General features: G+C 67.2%; 13 protein-coding genes. 8 read left to right on the forward strand and 5 right to left on the reverse strand.

Annotated elements, in window-relative coordinates:
- Window positions 1–70: 70 nt before the first annotated feature.
- On the reverse strand, window positions 71–2,830 hold the full coding sequence (locus tag A9K58_RS06790; RefSeq protein ID WP_065198628.1) for a bifunctional diguanylate cyclase/phosphodiesterase: 2,760 nt from the start codon (window positions 2,828–2,830) through the stop codon (window positions 71–73).
- Between the two features lie 131 nt (window positions 2,831–2,961).
- Between A9K58_RS06790 and A9K58_RS06795 the strand changes: the two genes are divergently transcribed.
- Window positions 2,962–5,064: a sensor histidine kinase gene (locus tag A9K58_RS06795; protein WP_065198629.1), complete on the forward strand. Its 2,103-nt coding sequence runs from the start codon at window positions 2,962–2,964 to the stop codon at window positions 5,062–5,064.
- 4 nt (window positions 5,065–5,068) lie between these two features.
- The gene (locus tag A9K58_RS06800) at window positions 5,069–6,841 is read left to right on the forward strand and encodes an EAL domain-containing protein (protein ID WP_065198630.1); all 1,773 of its coding nucleotides are present in this window, start codon (window positions 5,069–5,071) and stop codon (window positions 6,839–6,841) included.
- Window positions 6,842–6,885: 44 nt separating this feature from the next.
- Here the strand turns inward: A9K58_RS06800 and A9K58_RS06805 are convergent, their stop codons facing one another.
- The 4 genes from A9K58_RS06805 to flgA form a co-directional block, all read right to left on the reverse strand.
- The gene (locus tag A9K58_RS06805; RefSeq protein WP_065198631.1) at window positions 6,886–8,106 is read right to left on the reverse strand and encodes an ATP-binding protein; all 1,221 of its coding nucleotides are present in this window, start codon (window positions 8,104–8,106) and stop codon (window positions 6,886–6,888) included.
- A gap of 85 nt (window positions 8,107–8,191) precedes the next feature.
- Complete coding sequence (locus A9K58_RS06810) at window positions 8,192–8,530, reverse strand: flagella protein (RefSeq protein ID WP_065198632.1); 339 nt, start codon at window positions 8,528–8,530, stop codon at window positions 8,192–8,194.
- Entirely contained in the window at window positions 8,527–8,832 is a 306-nt protein-coding gene (gene flgM / locus A9K58_RS06815; RefSeq protein WP_065198633.1) for a flagellar biosynthesis anti-sigma factor FlgM, read from the reverse strand. The genes A9K58_RS06810 and flgM overlap by 4 nt, the downstream gene beginning before the upstream one ends.
- A gap of 74 nt (window positions 8,833–8,906) precedes the next feature.
- Window positions 8,907–9,563, reverse strand: coding sequence for a flagellar basal body P-ring formation chaperone FlgA (gene flgA, locus A9K58_RS06820; RefSeq protein ID WP_065198634.1), 657 nt, complete (start codon window positions 9,561–9,563; stop codon window positions 8,907–8,909).
- A 206-nt stretch (window positions 9,564–9,769) separates the two neighbouring features.
- On the opposite strand from flgA, the gene A9K58_RS06825 reads away from it, so the two are divergent.
- The 6 genes from A9K58_RS06825 to A9K58_RS06850 all read left to right on the forward strand — a co-directional run bounded on the left by A9K58_RS06825 (window position 9,770) and on the right by A9K58_RS06850 (window position 14,411).
- The gene (locus tag A9K58_RS06825; RefSeq protein ID WP_065198635.1) at window positions 9,770–10,714 is read left to right on the forward strand and encodes a chemotaxis protein; all 945 of its coding nucleotides are present in this window, start codon (window positions 9,770–9,772) and stop codon (window positions 10,712–10,714) included.
- A gap of 146 nt (window positions 10,715–10,860) precedes the next feature.
- Window positions 10,861–11,256: a flagellar basal body rod protein FlgB gene (gene flgB / locus A9K58_RS06830; RefSeq protein WP_065198636.1), complete on the forward strand. Its 396-nt coding sequence runs from the start codon at window positions 10,861–10,863 to the stop codon at window positions 11,254–11,256.
- Window positions 11,257–11,259: 3 nt separating this feature from the next.
- Window positions 11,260–11,667 (forward strand): flagellar basal body rod protein FlgC, encoded by a 408-nt coding sequence (gene flgC / locus A9K58_RS06835; RefSeq protein ID WP_065198637.1) that lies wholly within the window; start codon window positions 11,260–11,262, stop codon window positions 11,665–11,667.
- Between the two features lie 23 nt (window positions 11,668–11,690).
- Window positions 11,691–12,374 (forward strand): flagellar hook assembly protein FlgD, encoded by a 684-nt coding sequence (locus A9K58_RS06840; protein WP_065198638.1) that lies wholly within the window; start codon window positions 11,691–11,693, stop codon window positions 12,372–12,374.
- 31 nt (window positions 12,375–12,405) lie between these two features.
- Window positions 12,406–13,629, forward strand: a complete 1,224-nt coding sequence (gene flgE / locus A9K58_RS06845; RefSeq protein WP_065198639.1) for a flagellar hook protein FlgE — start codon at window positions 12,406–12,408, stop codon at window positions 13,627–13,629.
- A gap of 32 nt (window positions 13,630–13,661) precedes the next feature.
- Window positions 13,662–14,411, forward strand: coding sequence for a flagellar basal body rod protein FlgF (locus A9K58_RS06850; RefSeq protein WP_065198640.1), 750 nt, complete (start codon window positions 13,662–13,664; stop codon window positions 14,409–14,411).
- Window positions 14,412–14,421: the final 10 nt, after the last annotated feature.

Below are 14,421 nucleotides of genomic sequence, written 5' to 3' on the forward strand. Positions count from 1 at the left end.
GTCGGCACCCACCAGAGCTGGGCGCACCAGAGTCAGGCCACACCGGGCCGGCATCTGCCAGAGCAGGTTCTCAGCGGACCAGCACCGCTTCGCCGCTGGCGTCGGTGCGCATCGGTACCGGGTGCTGCTGGCGGAGCCATTGGGCCAGGTCGCGCGGGCTGAGCGGGCGCGAGTACAGGTAGCCCTGGATCTCGTCGCAGCCCTGGCGGCGCAGCATGTCCTCTTCCTGGTGCGTTTCCACACCTTCGGCCACCACCTTCATGCCCAACGCGTGGCCCAGGTGCACGATGGCCTGGGTCACTTCGGCCGTACCCGAATCATGCAGCATGCCCTGCACGAAGCTGCGGTCGATCTTCAGGCGGCCAACCGGGAAGCGGTTGAGGTAGTGGAGATTGGAGAAGCCGGTACCGAAGTCGTCCACTGCCAGTGGCACGCCATGCCGCTCCAGCACGTCGAAGCAGTGGCGAAGCACATCGGTGTCACGGATCAGCGCCGATTCGGTCAGCTCAAGCTCCAGCCGCTGTGGCGGCCAGCCATGGGCATGGCAGATTTCGATCACGCGCTCGGCGAAGCCGCGGTCCCGCAGCTGCACGGCCGATACATTCACCGCAATGCGGTTGAAGCGCAGGCCAGCACGGTCCCAGGCAGCGGCCTGGCGGCAGGCCTCACCCAGCACCCAATCACCGATCCGCACGATTTCGCCGCATTTCTCGGCAATGGGGATGAACTCGGCCGGACTGCAGTAGCCGACGCCAGGCCGATGCCAGCGCAGCAGCGCCTCGATGGCCGGCGGCTCGCCATGGTGTGCATGCAGCAGCGGCTGGTAGGCGAGGCTGAACTCGTCGCGTTCAATCGCGCCGTGCAGCGCGTGCTCGACCTCCAGCCGGCGCTGGATGCGCGCCAGCGCATCCTGGCTGTAGTACTGGTAGGTGTTGCGCCCAGCCTCCTTGGCCGCGTACATCGCTGCATCTGCGGCACGCAGCAGGGAATCAAAATCGGCCTGCGCGTCGCCCAGCATCGCGATGCCGACGCTGGCGCCAACCTTCAGCGTGGTGTCGCCACGGCGCAGCGGTTCGGCCAGCGAGGCGATCAGCTTGCGTGCCACATGGCCGGCATCTTCCGGTTCCGCCAGGTCGCGCAGCACCACGATGAATTCATCGCCACTGAAGCGGCCGAACAGGTCGTTGTTGCGCAGGTTCTGGTGCAGGCGCGTAGCGGCGGCTTTCAGCAGGGCGTCGCCGGTGGCGTGGCCGAAGCTGTCGTTGATGGTCTTGAACCCGTCCAGGTCGATGAACAGCATCGCCAGCGAGGTACCGCGATCGCGCGCTTCCTCGATGGCCTCTGCGGTCTGCTCGCCCAGCAGCACGCGGTTGGGCAGGCCGGTCAGCAGATCGTAGTGGGCCAGCAGCTCGATGCGCTCGTTGGCTTCGCGCTCGCGGGTGATGTCACGGAACAGCACCACGAAGCGTGGCGGCAGCCCATCGCGGCGATCCAGCTCGATCAGCACCTGCACCCACACGCGCAGGCCGGACTGGCGGTAGAAGCACAGGTCCAGCTGCTCGGGCAGCCCGCCGCCGGCAATCCGGCCCAGCGCCGCCTCGAAGGCGTTGCGCGAGTCCTCGGTATACAGCGCCAGCGCCTGGTCAAGGGTAATCGGCTCCTTGCGCAGGCCGTGGATGCGGTAGCACTCCTCGGTCCACTGCATGTGGCGGGTCTGCACTTCGATCTCGCAGCCACCAATCCGGCCCAGCGCGGAGACCCGGTTGAGCAGTTCGGTCCGCCAGCGGATCAGCGCGTCGGTCTGGTGCTGCTCGGTGATGTTCTGCACCTGGCCCAGCAGTCGTTTCGGCTGCCCGGCCCTGTCCAGCAACGGTTGCATCCACAGCCGCAGATGCTGCGAGGGCTCGGTGCCACGGGTCAGTTCCAGCTCGAGGTCGGCGGCGCGGCCATCACGCCACAGTCGCCGCCACGCCGCGCGCAGTGCGCCGCGCGATCGCGGGTGCAGCTGCTTCAGCCAGCGTCGCTGGCCGGGCACGGCCCCCTGCTCCAGCGCAAGCAGCGAACGCAGCTCCGGCGACCACCAGAAGTGGCCGCTGTCCGGGTCGAACGACCAGCTCCCCATGCTGGCGATGCGCTGCGCCTCGATAAGATGCAGCTGCTGCTCCTGCAGCAGGGCTTCCAGCTGCTTCTGCTGTTCCATGTCGGTATGCGTGCCGACCATGCGCAGTGGCTGGCCGTCAGCGGTGCGTGCGACCACGCGGCCGCGCCCCAGCACCCAGCGCCACTGGCCATCGGCCTGGCGGAAGCGGAACTGCGCGCTGTACTGCTCGCTAGACCCGCGCAGGTGCTGATCAAGCGCGTCGCGCACCCGCGCGACGTCTTCGCTGTGCACCCGTGCCAGCATCCCGGCAGCGCCATCATCGGCCAGAGCTGGCGTCCGCGTCACGTGGTCGCGGGGAATGTCCCAGTCCCACAGGCTGTGGCCTGCACTGTCGAGGGCCAGTTCCCAGCGCCCTCCCCCTTCGACCGGCACCGGTTCGGGGACACTCAAGGTGAAGGCCAGCAGGTTGCCGTCGCCATCGTGCACCGCGCGCAGGTGGCCGTCGTAGTGGCCGCGCGGACCGCCAGGCAACGTGCAGGCGACCAGGCCGCCATCGGCCGCAAGCAGGCGCAGGTCTTCCAGCATCGGCGCGTACGCGGCGACCGTCGCGGGCAGGCCGTGTTCGCGCGCAGCCGGATTGGCCGCCAGTGGCCTGCCCATGCGGTCGACGATGACCAGCGCCGACGCGAGCGGGTGCTGCAGCAGGCTGGCGATGATCCCTTGGTCCACGCGATCTTGCTCCGGATGACTCGCCCGTCAGCGGGGCACGCAGTGGTTAGCGGCGCCGGTGACGGATAATTGAGTGGCCAGGGCACACCCGCGCGGTAAGATGGCCGGCGCCCCTTTCCCGCTCCCTGTCCATGCCTGCAGAACCGACCGGCAACGCCCCTGTTCCCGACCCGCGGATGGCCCAGGCGCTCAGCCGCGACCGGCGGCGGGTGGTGCTGGCTTACCTGGCGATGGCGCTGGCCTGGATCATCTCCACCGACAGCGCGGTGCGGGCCCTGGTGCCCGATCCACAGCAGGCTGCGCTGTGGCAGGGCCTGAAGGGCTCGTTCTTCGCCGTGGCCAGTGCTGGCCTGCTGTATTTCCTGCTGCGCCCGTTGGCCGAGCACGCGCTGCATACGCACGCGCGCCAGCAGGCCTCGGAACTTCGCCTGCGGCAGATGTTCGAAGGCAACCCGGGCCCGGTGCTGGTCTACGACCTGGACACCCTGGCCATCCTTGACGCGAACCCCGCCGCCTGCAGTGCGTTCGGCTGGGATCGCGAGGCGCTGCTGGAACAGACCATCAACGTGCTGTGGCCGCCCGGCCAGGATCAGGCCCTGCAGACCAAGCTGGAGGCGATCCGGGAAGCACCGGAGCAGCTGTGCATCCTGCGTGCCCAGCTGCAGCTGCGCGATGGCAGCCTGCGGCACATGGAGCTGCGTTCCAACGCGATCAGCTACGACGGCCACAACGCCCGCTTGTTGATCGCAATCGACCGCACGGCCGAGGACCTGGCCCAGCAGCGACGCGACCAGGCGCTGGCGCGGGTCGAGGAAGCCCATGAGCTGGCCCGCATCGGTGCGTGGGAGCTGGATCCGTCGACCGGCCTGGGCCGCTATTCCAAGCAGGTCTACCACTTGCTCGGCCGCCGGCCGCCCGAAGCACGACGCTGGCACCGCTTCGACGAGCTGCTGGTGCCGGCCGACCCCGCCACCGCAGGCCAGACCGAACAGCTGCTGGCCGAGCTGTGCTGTGGCGAGCCGGTGCAGGTGGACGTCCTGCTGCCACTGCTGTCGATGGATGGCCGGGCGCTGATGGTCCATCTGCGCGCCACCAGCGGTCTCGACGAGGCCGGCCGCAGCCGCGTGCTGGGAACCCTGCAGGATGTGACCGAACGCGAGCAGTCGCGACGCCTGCTGCGCGAACGCGAGGAGCAGTTCCGCGAACTGGTGCGGGTGCTGCCCGATGGCGTCGTGATCCTTTCCGACGAACACGTGCTGTACGCCAATGCCTGGGCCGCCAGCCTGTTCGGCTATGGCGGCCATGCGCTGCTCGGCGAGCCGCTGTCGGCGCTGGTCGCGCCGGAAGATCTGGCGCGGGTGCGCAACCAGCTGAACGCCGGGCAGCCGCTGCTGGGGCCCGGCCACAGCCGCGTGGTCGCGATGCAGCGCGCCGATGGCCGTCGCTTCCATGCAGGGCTGTCGGCGGGCGGAGTCCGCTATGGTGGCCGCGACTGCACCCTGCTGATCGTGCGCGACCTCAGCGATGCCGAGCGGACCCGCAGCGCCCTGGAAACGAGCAACCGCGAACTGCAGGCGATGGCGGGCCGCCTGTTCTCGCTTCAGGAGGACGAGCGCCGGGCGATCTCGCGCGACCTGCACGACGACATCGGCCAGGCGATTACGGCGATCAAGCTGTCCGCCTGTGCAGCGCAGGACGAGGATGACCCGCAGCGCCGTGGCGAGGACCTGGCCCAGATCGTCAGTCTGGCCGACACGACCGTGGCCAAGCTGCGCGACATCTCGACCCTGCTGCGCCCGCCGCAGCTGGACGCACTGGGCCTGGAGGCTGCCCTGAGCTGGCAGGCGCGCGTGCTGTTCCGCTCCTCGCCCGTGCAGCTGCTGGCGGGAATCGAGCCGTTGCCACACCGTCCGGACACCAGCATCGAACAGGCCTGTTTCCGCATTGCGCAGGAAAGCCTGACCAACGTGCTGCGCCATGCCCGTGCCAGCCAGGTGGAGCTGCTGCTGCAGGATGCCGGCGAGCACGGGCTGCACCTGCAGATCCGTGACGACGGCGAGGGCTTCGACCCCGAGGGTCCACGTGGCCTCGGCCTGATCGTGATGCGCGAACGCGCACAGAGCGTTGGGGGCCACGTACGGATTGAATCCGCGCACGGCGAGGGCACGCTGATCGACGTCCATCTTCCCTACCAGGCGGCCAGCGTGGCCGCCGTCGAGTCACCGGAATACTGAGCCTATGTGGAATCCCAACCTGCCCCCGGTCAGCATCGACGACGCTCCCGACCGCCTCGGCGCGGGCAATCCCGAGCTGCAGGCGATGGTCGCTGAAGCGGCCTCGGGCGGCACTGCGCTGATGCTGATGCATGTGGACATCGACCACTTTGCTTCGGTGAACGAGAACATGAGCGCTGACGTCGGCGACCAGGCGCTGGTGCTGGTGGCGCAGCGCCTGCAGTCCTACCTGCGCGGGCGCGGCAAGCTGTGGCGGCACGGCAGCGACGAGTTCCTGATCGCGGTGCCGCGCACCACCGACGTGCCGCTGCCGGAGGACTTCGCCGAGGAGATCCGGCAGCAGATGGAGCTGCCGCTGTCGGTGCTGCCGTACACGCTGTTCATGACCGGGAAACTGGGCGTGAGCCTGTGCCCGGAACATGCCAGCAATGCCTCGCGCCTGCTTGACCATGCCGAGGACGCGCTGTACCAGGCAGCCCGCGAAGGTGGCAATGCCGTGCGCATCCATGCGGTTGATACCCCGCCGAGTGCCCACAGCGAAAGCATCATCGCCCGCCAGATCGTCGACGCCATTCCCAATGGCGAGCTGAAGCTGCGCTACCAACCCCTGGTCAGCGCCCGCGACGGGCATGTGGTCGGCATGGAAGCGCTGCTGCGCTGGCAGTCGCCGACCCTGGGCATGCTGGTACCGGAACGCTTCATGCGCACCGCCGAACGACTCGGCATCATCGTGCAGATCGGCACCTGGGTTCTGGAAGGGGCGCTGAAGCAGGCCCGCCTGTGGCGCGACCAGGGCTTTGATGACTTTACCATCGCCGTGAACGTCTCGACCCTGCAGCTGTTGCGGCCGAACTTCTTCGCCGAGGTGATGTCACTGATGCAGACGGCCGGTGTGCCGGCGCACATGCTCACCCTGGAGATCAACGAAAGTGCGCTGACCAACAACGTCAATTTCGTGCACGAGACGCTGGCCAACCTGCGCAATGAAGGCATCAGCCTGAGCCTGGACAATTTCGGAACCGGTGATTCCAGCCTCAGCGCGCTGGTGCGCTACCCGGTGGACAAGCTGAAGATCGACCGCAGCTTCATCAAGAGCGCGCCGGCCGGCAACCGCGAGGCGGCCATTGCCCGCGCGATCATCGCCATGGGCCACCAGCTGGGCATGACGGTGATCGCCAACGGCGTGGAGTCGCAGGCGCAGCTTGGCTTCCTGCGCCGCAACGACTGCGACGTGTTCCAGGGCTACCTGTTCGGCGAGCCGATGTCGGCCGATGCTGCCGGCATGACCCTGCGCCGCCGCTACCTGCGCCCGGAGGCCTTCGCCGAGACGCGCCCGGACCGCACGCTGTTGCTGCTGGACGACGAAGAGAACGTGCTGCGCTCGCTGGTGCGCCTGTTCCGCCGCGATGGCTACCGCATCCTGGCCGCGGGCAACGTGCGCGATGCGTTCGACCTGCTGGCGATCAACGACGTGCAGGTGATCCTGTCCGATCAGCGCATGAGCGACATGAGCGGAACCGAATTCCTGGGCCGGGTGAAGATGCTGTACCCGGACACGATCCGCCTGGTGCTGTCCGGCTATACCGATCTGAACACGGTGACCGACGCGATCAACCGCGGCGCGATCTACCGCTTCCTGACCAAGCCATGGAACGACGACGAGCTGCGCAAGCACATCCACCAGGCCTTCCGCACCTACGAGGAGCAGCGCCGCAGCAACGCCGGGCCAACGCCGGTGGAAAGCGGGGATGGCGGCGAGGACCGGCCATTACGGTGACCCACCTGTAGAGTCGAGCATGGCTCGACTCTGCAGAGCCGCAGTCAGCGCGGCTGCTTCACCGGCAGCACCACGCGGAAGCGCGAGCCCACGCCCGGCGTGCTGTCGAGATCGATGCGGCCGTGGTGCTTGTTGATGATGCTGTAGGAGATCGACAGGCCCAGGCCGGTGCCACTGCCCACCGGCTTGGTGGTGAAAAAGGGGTCGAAGATGCGCTGGCGGAGTTCCGGAGAAATGCCGCCGCCGCTGTCTTCAAACTCGACCCAGACGTGGTCGCCGTCCACGCCGGTACGCACGGTGATGGTGCCGCGCTCGGCAATGGCGTGGCCAGCATTGAGCAGCAGGTTCATGTAGACCTGGTTCAGTTCCGACGGCAGGCATTCCACCAGCGGCAGCTGGCCGAACTCGCGCACCAGGGTGACCTTGTACTTGAGCTCGTTCCAGATGATGTTGATGGTCGACTCCAGCCCGGCGTGCAGATCGACCAGCTTCCACGACTCGTCACGGCCGGAATAGGAGAAGTCCTTCAGGTCGCGCACGATGCGCGTCACGCGCTCGATCCCTTCGCGTGATTCGGCCATCAGCTGCGGCAGGTCGCGGCTGATGAAGTCGATGTCCAGGCGGTCACGGATATCGTCGATTTCCGGAATCAGGGCCTTCGGGTCCGGCGCGCGCAGGGCGCGTTCGTAGGCCTCGATGACGGTGAACAGGCTGCGCAGGTACTCCTGCAGGCTGCCCAGGTTGGAGTGCACGTAACCGATCGGGTTGTTGATCTCATGCGCAACACCGGCGGCGAGCTGGCCGATGGAGGCCATCTTTTCCGACTGCAGCAGCTTTTCCTGGGTGCCGTTCAGGCGCAGGTAGGCCTGGCGCAGTTCGGCGTGGCGCTGCTGCAGCTCACGCTCATAGTCTTCCTGACCTTCGATGTGGCGGAACAGGGCCAGGAAATGCCCCTGGCCGGCCAGGCCATGGTGGTACAGATGGGCGATGACCACTCCCTCGCCGAGGGGCAGGCTGCCATTCCAGTGACCATGCTGGCGGGCGTGTTCCAGGGCATCGGGAGGCAGCAGTTCGCGCAGGCGCTGCGGCGGCGGCGGCCCTCCCTCCTGCCCGTTCGCGAGCAGGCTCTGTGCCGCTGGGTTGGCCAGGGCCACCCGGCCATCGTCGGTGAACAGCAGCAGTCCCTCGCGCAGGCGCTCGAACAGCGCCTGCAGCACCGGTTGCGGCGGGAGGGGAGCGGTAACCAGGGCGTTGGCAGCGGACACGGCAACTCGGGACGTTGGAACAGGCGCCCAATATACGCCGTCGTGCAGCCAGGTTCAGCCCGCAGCAGACAGCGGGCCGCAGGAGTCAGGCCACGGCGAGCGGTCGCCGCGCGGTGACGGTGTGAGCCTGCCCCCTGGCGTCGTAAGCAGACGCGTCTTCGCTGCGGCCCAACTGGCGGAGTGCCCAGTTGACCTCCCGGCGCCGCCGCGACAGCAGCACGCCATTGGCGCGGTTGCGCTCGGCCAGCACCTGCAGCTCCTCGCCCTGCCCTACCGGCGGCGCGCCTTCCAGCGCCCGCAGCGCTTCCAGCTTGGCGCCGGTCGCCCGGATCAGCGCGTGCACGTCGTGCTCGACCAGTGCCTGGCGTTCAACCTCCAAGGCCTGGGCCAGGCGCTGCAGCGGCTCGCTCATCGCCGCAGTCATCCGTGCAGCTGCTGATCCAGTTCAAGCATGCGCGATGCGATCGCGTCCGGATTGATCCTGTAAGTGCCGTTCTGCAGTGATTCGCGCACGGCAGCCACGCGCCGGTTGTCGATCGCCGGGGCGGTGGCCAGTTCGCGCTCGATGGCCTGCAGATGGGTGGCCTCACCGGTCAGGCGCAGGCTGTCGGCCGCCTCGACCGGGCGCGCCGGCACATCGCTGCTGACGCCGGGCTTGCTGGCCGGGCTCGTCACGCTGCGCAGTGCCTGTGGGGCCTGCAGATTGCCGTCGATTTTCTGGCTCATGGGGTGTCCTGGGGTTGCCGTACTGAAGGGATAACGGCCACATGACCGTGATCTTTAGGGATATTTTCGGTAACTCAACGCGCCACGATTACGTCACCGGCGGCATCGACCGTGCCCTGCACGACCCGGCGCGACGACAGGTTCTCTACCGAGACCCGTTCATTCTCACCGGCGTCGCCCATCGCGCGGCCCGCAATTCTCACCTCGACCGCGCCGCGGCGCGAGACCAGGGCCACACTGTCTCCCCTCTTGATGAGACGCTGTGCGACCAGGTCGTTGTTCGACAGCAGCGCACCGGCCTGCAATGGACGCCGGGCAATGCGGCCGATCGCTGCATTGGGATCAGACAGCACCGCACCGGCAATCCGGGCAGCATCGCGCTGGGCAGTGGTGATATCGGCGGCGGCGAGGGTTTCTCCAGCACCGATTCCGCGGTTGAGCACCAGCACGGTCTGGTTGCGCCGCACCTTCACAGGCACGAAAAGCCGCCAGCCCCCCGCATCGGGACAGCTGACCTCCACCGTGGTGTTGGCGGTGGGTTGCACCTGCAACGCACCGCCACATTTCGGCAGGCGCAGCGCATCGGCCACCTGGGCCTCGCCCTCGCTGCCGGGTGGCAGCGTGGACAATGCCGCCGCGCGGATGCTGGCGACCGGCTGCCAGTCGGCAGCAGTCGCCCACGGCGCGGCCATGGCGAGCGCGATGGCGAACAGATATGTGACCCGGCGCATGGCGCCTCCCTATCGATGAAGACCTGGCCCTCGTGCTTGCAAGCGCTGTGCCAGAGGCCGGGCTGGCCCCTGCAGCGTCGAGCCATGCTCGACCTGCGTGTTGGGAGCAGAGCGGCCGAGCATGGCCCGACGCTACTAAGCAGTGCGGACCACGCGGGCGATAGAGCACCCTCAAGTTCCGCCGCTGCGACGCCGATACAGCAGCCATGTCCCATGACCTGCTCAACCGGATCGACCAGCGGACCCGACTGGCCGGCCACAATCGCCTGGCGCTGCTGCTGTTCCGTCTCGGTGGACGCCAGCTTTTTGGCGTCAACGTCTTCAAGGTGCAGGAAGTCCTGCGCCGCCCGGAGCTGTTCCAGGTGCCCGGCCTGCCGAGCCAGTTCGCTGGCGTGGCCGATGTCCGCGGCCGTTCGGTACCGGTACTGGACCTGGGCCTGGCCATCGGCCACCCCGAGCGTGAACCCGATGCGGACACCGCGCCTGGCTACCTGGTGGTGACCGAGTTCAACCGATCGATCCAGGGCTTCCTGGTCAGCGGCGTGGAGCGTATCGTCAACATCGCGGTGGAGGACATCCACCCGCCGCCGGAACTGGGCGCCGAGTCCAGCTACCTGACTGCGGTCACCCGCTTCCAGGGCGAGCTGATCCAGGTGATTGACGTGGAAAGCGTGCTGGCCGACATCGCCCAGGTGCGCGGCGAGGCGGTGCTCGACCCGGCCATGGCGATGCCGGCCGATGGCCCGCAACTGCAGGTGCTGGTGGTGGACGACTCGCGCGTGGCCCGCCAGCAGATCCGCAGCGTGCTGGACCAGCTGGGCGTGGGCGCCACCCTGCTCTCCGACGGCAAGCAGGCACTGGACCACCTGCTGCAGATCCACGCCTCGGGCGAGAACCCGGCCGAACGCTACGCAATGGTGATCTCGGACATCGAAATGCCGGCGATGGACGGCTACACGCTGACGACGGAAATCCGGCGCCACCCGGGCCTGGCCGGCCTGTACGTGCTGCTGCACACCTCGCTGTCGGGCGTCTTCAACAACGCCATGGTCGAGCGCGTCGGCGCCAACGCCTTCGTCGCCAAGTACTCGCCGCACGAGCTGGCCGATTTCGTGCTGGAGCGCCTGCGCAAGGTCGCGTTGGCGGCCTGAGGCCCTCTCCTGTAGAGCCGAGCCCATGCCCGGCTTGTGCGGCGCCTGAACGAAAGGCAGCCGAGCATGGCTCGGCTCTGCAGGATCGCGCGCACTTTGGCACACGCCTTGCAGCTTCCCGGGCAACGTTCCCGTGGGAGTGCACCGTGCGCAACCTGATTACCGACTACCTGGGCGTCCACGCCCAGGCCATGCCGTTGCGCGAACAGCGGATGAAGCTGATCGCCAGCAACCTCGGCAATGCCGACACGCCCGGCTACAAGGCCCAGGACCTGGACTTCGATGCCGCCCTGCGCCATGCCCAGGGGCAGGACGCCAATGGCCTGATGGCCACCACCCATGAGCAGCACTACGAGATCAGTAGTGGCCTGAACCCCTTCCAGGTCGCGCGTGAAGGCGTGCAACCCAGCCTGGACGGCAACACCGTCGATCCCGATGCCGAGCGCGCCGCCTATGGCCGTGCCGCGCTTGAGTACCGCGCCTCGCTCAGCTTCGTGGAGAGCAAGGTGCGTTCCATGCTGACCGCGATCACGGGGCAATAAGCCATGAGCAACCTGCCGATCTTCGACATTGCCGGCTCCGCACTGCAGGCGCAGTCGGTGCGCATGAGCACCATCGCCTCCAATCTTTCCAACGCCGACACCGTCGCCGGTTCCGCCGACGCCGTATACAAGCCACTGGAGCCGATCTTCCAGGCAGTCACCAGCAAGGAAGATCCGAACATCACCTCGGTGAAGGTCAAGGAGATCACCCAGAGCGAGGCGGCGCCGATCAAGCGCTACGAGCCGGGCCATCCGCTGGCCGATGCCGATGGCTACATCTACCAGCCTGACGTCGACCCGGTCGCGCAGATGGTCAACCTGATCTCGACCTCGCGCAACTACCAGGCGGGCGTGGAGATGTTGACCACCGCCAAGGAACTGGCGCTGGCCACCTTGACCATGGGCCGCTGAGGCCTGCCGTACCGGACACCGTCATGACCACTGCCGTCAACAACCAGACCAACCAGGACGTCTACGCCGCGCTCGGCCTGAACGCCCCCAACAGCAACGCCACGAAAAAGAAGAACACGCTGGACCAGGCCGATTTCCTGCGCCTGATGACCGAGCAGCTGCAGCACCAGGATCCGCTGAAGCCGATGGACAACACGCAGATGGTCGCGCAGATGGCGCAGATGTCCACCGTGCAGGGCATCACCGATCTGAACACGACGGTGAAGGGCTTCCAGGAATCGATGACCAGCGACCAGGTGCTGCGGGGCGCGGCGCTGGTCGGCCACCAGGTGCTGGTGCCATCGGAGAAGCTGGTGCTGGAGAAGGAAGGCAGTGTCGAAGGCACGGTAGCTGCACCGTCGGCCGGCATCATCACCGTGGACATCACCGACGCCAACGGCGCCAAGGTCACCTCGCTGAGCGTGGAAGCCAAGGCCGCCGGTGAAACGGCGTTCCAGTGGGATGGCAAGGACGCCAACGGCAAGCGCGTGGAGCCGGGCAAGTACTCGGTCGTCGCCAACCACGTCGACACCGCTGGCAAAAGCACCAAGCTGTCCACCTACGTACAGGCCCCGGTGGAGAGCGTGACCGTCGGTTCCGACGGCCTGTACCTGAACCTCAAGGGCCTGGGCACGGCCCCGATCGACTACGTGCTCCGCGTCAGCTGAGCCGCACATCCGCATCAACCAGGAGCATCCCATGGGCTTCAATGTCTCGCTGTCCGGCATCAATGCCGCCAATACCGACCTGAGCGTCACCGCCAACAACGTCGCCAACGTCAACACCACCGGCTTCAAGCAGTCGCGCGCCGAGTTCGCCGATCTGTTCGCATCGACCAGCTACGGCCTGTCGAAGAACCAGACCGGCTCGGGCGTGCGTGTCTCCAACGTCGCCCAGCAGTTCATCCAGGGCCACAACGAGCAGACCGGCCGCAGCCTGGACATGGCCATTTCCGGTGAAGGCTTCTTCACCATGAACATGAACGGTTCGCGCGTGTACTCGCGCGCCGGCAACTTCCAGACCGATGCCGCCGGCTACGTGGTCAACCCGCAGGGCGCGCGCCTGCAGGTGTTCGCCCCGAATGCAGATGGCACCAACTTCGATGCCGGGCGCCTGGTCGACCTGCAGTTGCTGACCACCGACAGCCCGCCGAAGCAGACCAGTGAAGTGAAGGTCGGCTTCACCCTGCCTGCGAACGCCAAGCAGCCGACGGTAGCCACGTTCGACCCGACCGACTCCAACAGCTACAACCACTCCAGCGGTGGCATCACCGTGTACGACTCGCTGGGCGTGAGCCACATCCAGGTGTCGTACTTCGTGAAGGGGGCCAATCCCAACGAATGGACGGTCCACAACTATGTCGACGGCCAGCCAGCCGGCGCGGCGACGACCCTCGCGTTCGACAACGGCGGCAAGCTGACCAGCCCGGCCGATGGCAAGATCAGCCTGGGCACGTTCACCCCGACCACCGGTGCAGGCCAGCTCAACATGACGCTGGACGTCGGTGGCTCGACCCAGTACGGCGAGAAATTCGCGCTGCGCAACACCCAGCAGGACGGCTATGCCGCGGGCAAGCTCAACGAGATCACCGTATCGGAAACCGGGGTGGTCTATGCGCGATATTCCAACGGCGACGACAAGCCGCTGGGCCAGGTGGCCCTGACCACCTTCAACAACATGCAGGGCCTGGAAGCGAAGGGCAACAATCTGTGGGTGGAGACCTTCGAGTCCGGCACGCCGCGCACCGGCATGCCGGACACCTCGAACCTGGGCAAGATCCAGGCTGGTTCGCTGGAAGCGTCCACCGTCGACCTCACCGAGCAGCTGGTCAACATGATCACCGCGCAGCGCAACTTCCAGGCCAACGCGCAGATGATCACCACCCAGGACCAGATCACCCAGACCGTCATCAACATCCGTTGATGACCGGCTGACCCTGTCACGGAACTCCCCGCATGGATAAAGCCCTCTACGTGGCGATGACCGGTGCCCGCGCCTCCCTGCAGGCGCAGGGTACGCTGAGCCACAACCTCGCCAACTCTGACACCCCCGGCTTCAAGGAAGCGCTGGCCAACACCGAAGCCTTCCCGATCCGGGGCCCGGGCTTTGCTTCGCGGGTGGATGCGCTGCACGTCGACGCCGGCTTCAACCGCCGGCCCGGGGCGCAGCACATCACCGGCAAGCCGCTGGACCTGGCCCTGCAGGACGGCACCTGGCTGGCCGTGCAGTCCAGCGATGGCAGCGAGGCGTACACGCGTGGCGCGGCGCTGTCTGTCACTCCGAACGGCCAGTTGGTGACGTCCAGTGGCCGTGCGGTGCTGGACGACAACAACAACCCCATCGCGATCCCGCCCTACCAGGCAATGGAGATCGGCGCGGACGGCACGATCTCGATCATCCCGCAGGGGGAAGGCCCGCAGACGATGGCGCAGATCGGCCGCATCAAAGTGGTGGAGGCCCCCGACGAGCGCCTCGAGCGCGGGCTGGATGGCCTGTTCCGCAACACCGATCCGCAGCAGCCGTTCGCACCGGCGCAGGGCACTGCGGTGCACAGCGGCCAGCTGGAAGGCAGCAACGTCGATGCCGCCGGTGCGCTGGTACAGATGATCCAGCTGCAGCGCCAGTACGAAATGCAGGTGCAGGTGATCAAGCACGGCGACGACAACGCGCGCAGCGCCAACAGCCTGCTGCGCCTGGGCAGCTGACGGAATCCTG

Origin of the sequence: Stenotrophomonas maltophilia (assembly GCF_001676385.1) — a bacterium.
Classification (GTDB): Bacteria; Pseudomonadota; Gammaproteobacteria; order Xanthomonadales; family Xanthomonadaceae; genus Stenotrophomonas; species Stenotrophomonas maltophilia_J.

Bases quoted from the DNA above. Each gene is read 5' to 3' on its own strand.
- A9K58_RS06795 (WP_065198629.1), top strand. From the start codon at position 2,962: ATGCCTGCAGAACCGACCGGCAACGCCCCTGTTCCCGACCCGCGGATG.
- A9K58_RS06800 (WP_065198630.1), top strand. From the start codon at position 5,069: ATGTGGAATCCCAACCTGCCCCCGGTCAGCATCGACGACGCTCCCGAC.
- A9K58_RS06810 (WP_065198632.1), bottom strand. From the start codon at position 8,530: ATGACTGCGGCGATGAGCGAGCCGCTGCAGCGCCTGGCCCAGGCCTTG.
- flgM (WP_065198633.1), bottom strand. From the start codon at position 8,832: ATGAGCCAGAAAATCGACGGCAATCTGCAGGCCCCACAGGCACTGCGC.
- flgA (WP_065198634.1), bottom strand. From the start codon at position 9,563: ATGCGCCGGGTCACATATCTGTTCGCCATCGCGCTCGCCATGGCCGCG.
- A9K58_RS06825 (WP_065198635.1), top strand. From the start codon at position 9,770: ATGTCCCATGACCTGCTCAACCGGATCGACCAGCGGACCCGACTGGCC.
- flgC (WP_065198637.1), top strand. From the start codon at position 11,260: ATGAGCAACCTGCCGATCTTCGACATTGCCGGCTCCGCACTGCAGGCG.
- A9K58_RS06840 (WP_065198638.1), top strand. From the start codon at position 11,691: ATGACCACTGCCGTCAACAACCAGACCAACCAGGACGTCTACGCCGCG.
- flgE (WP_065198639.1), top strand. From the start codon at position 12,406: ATGGGCTTCAATGTCTCGCTGTCCGGCATCAATGCCGCCAATACCGAC.
- A9K58_RS06850 (WP_065198640.1), top strand. From the start codon at position 13,662: ATGGATAAAGCCCTCTACGTGGCGATGACCGGTGCCCGCGCCTCCCTG.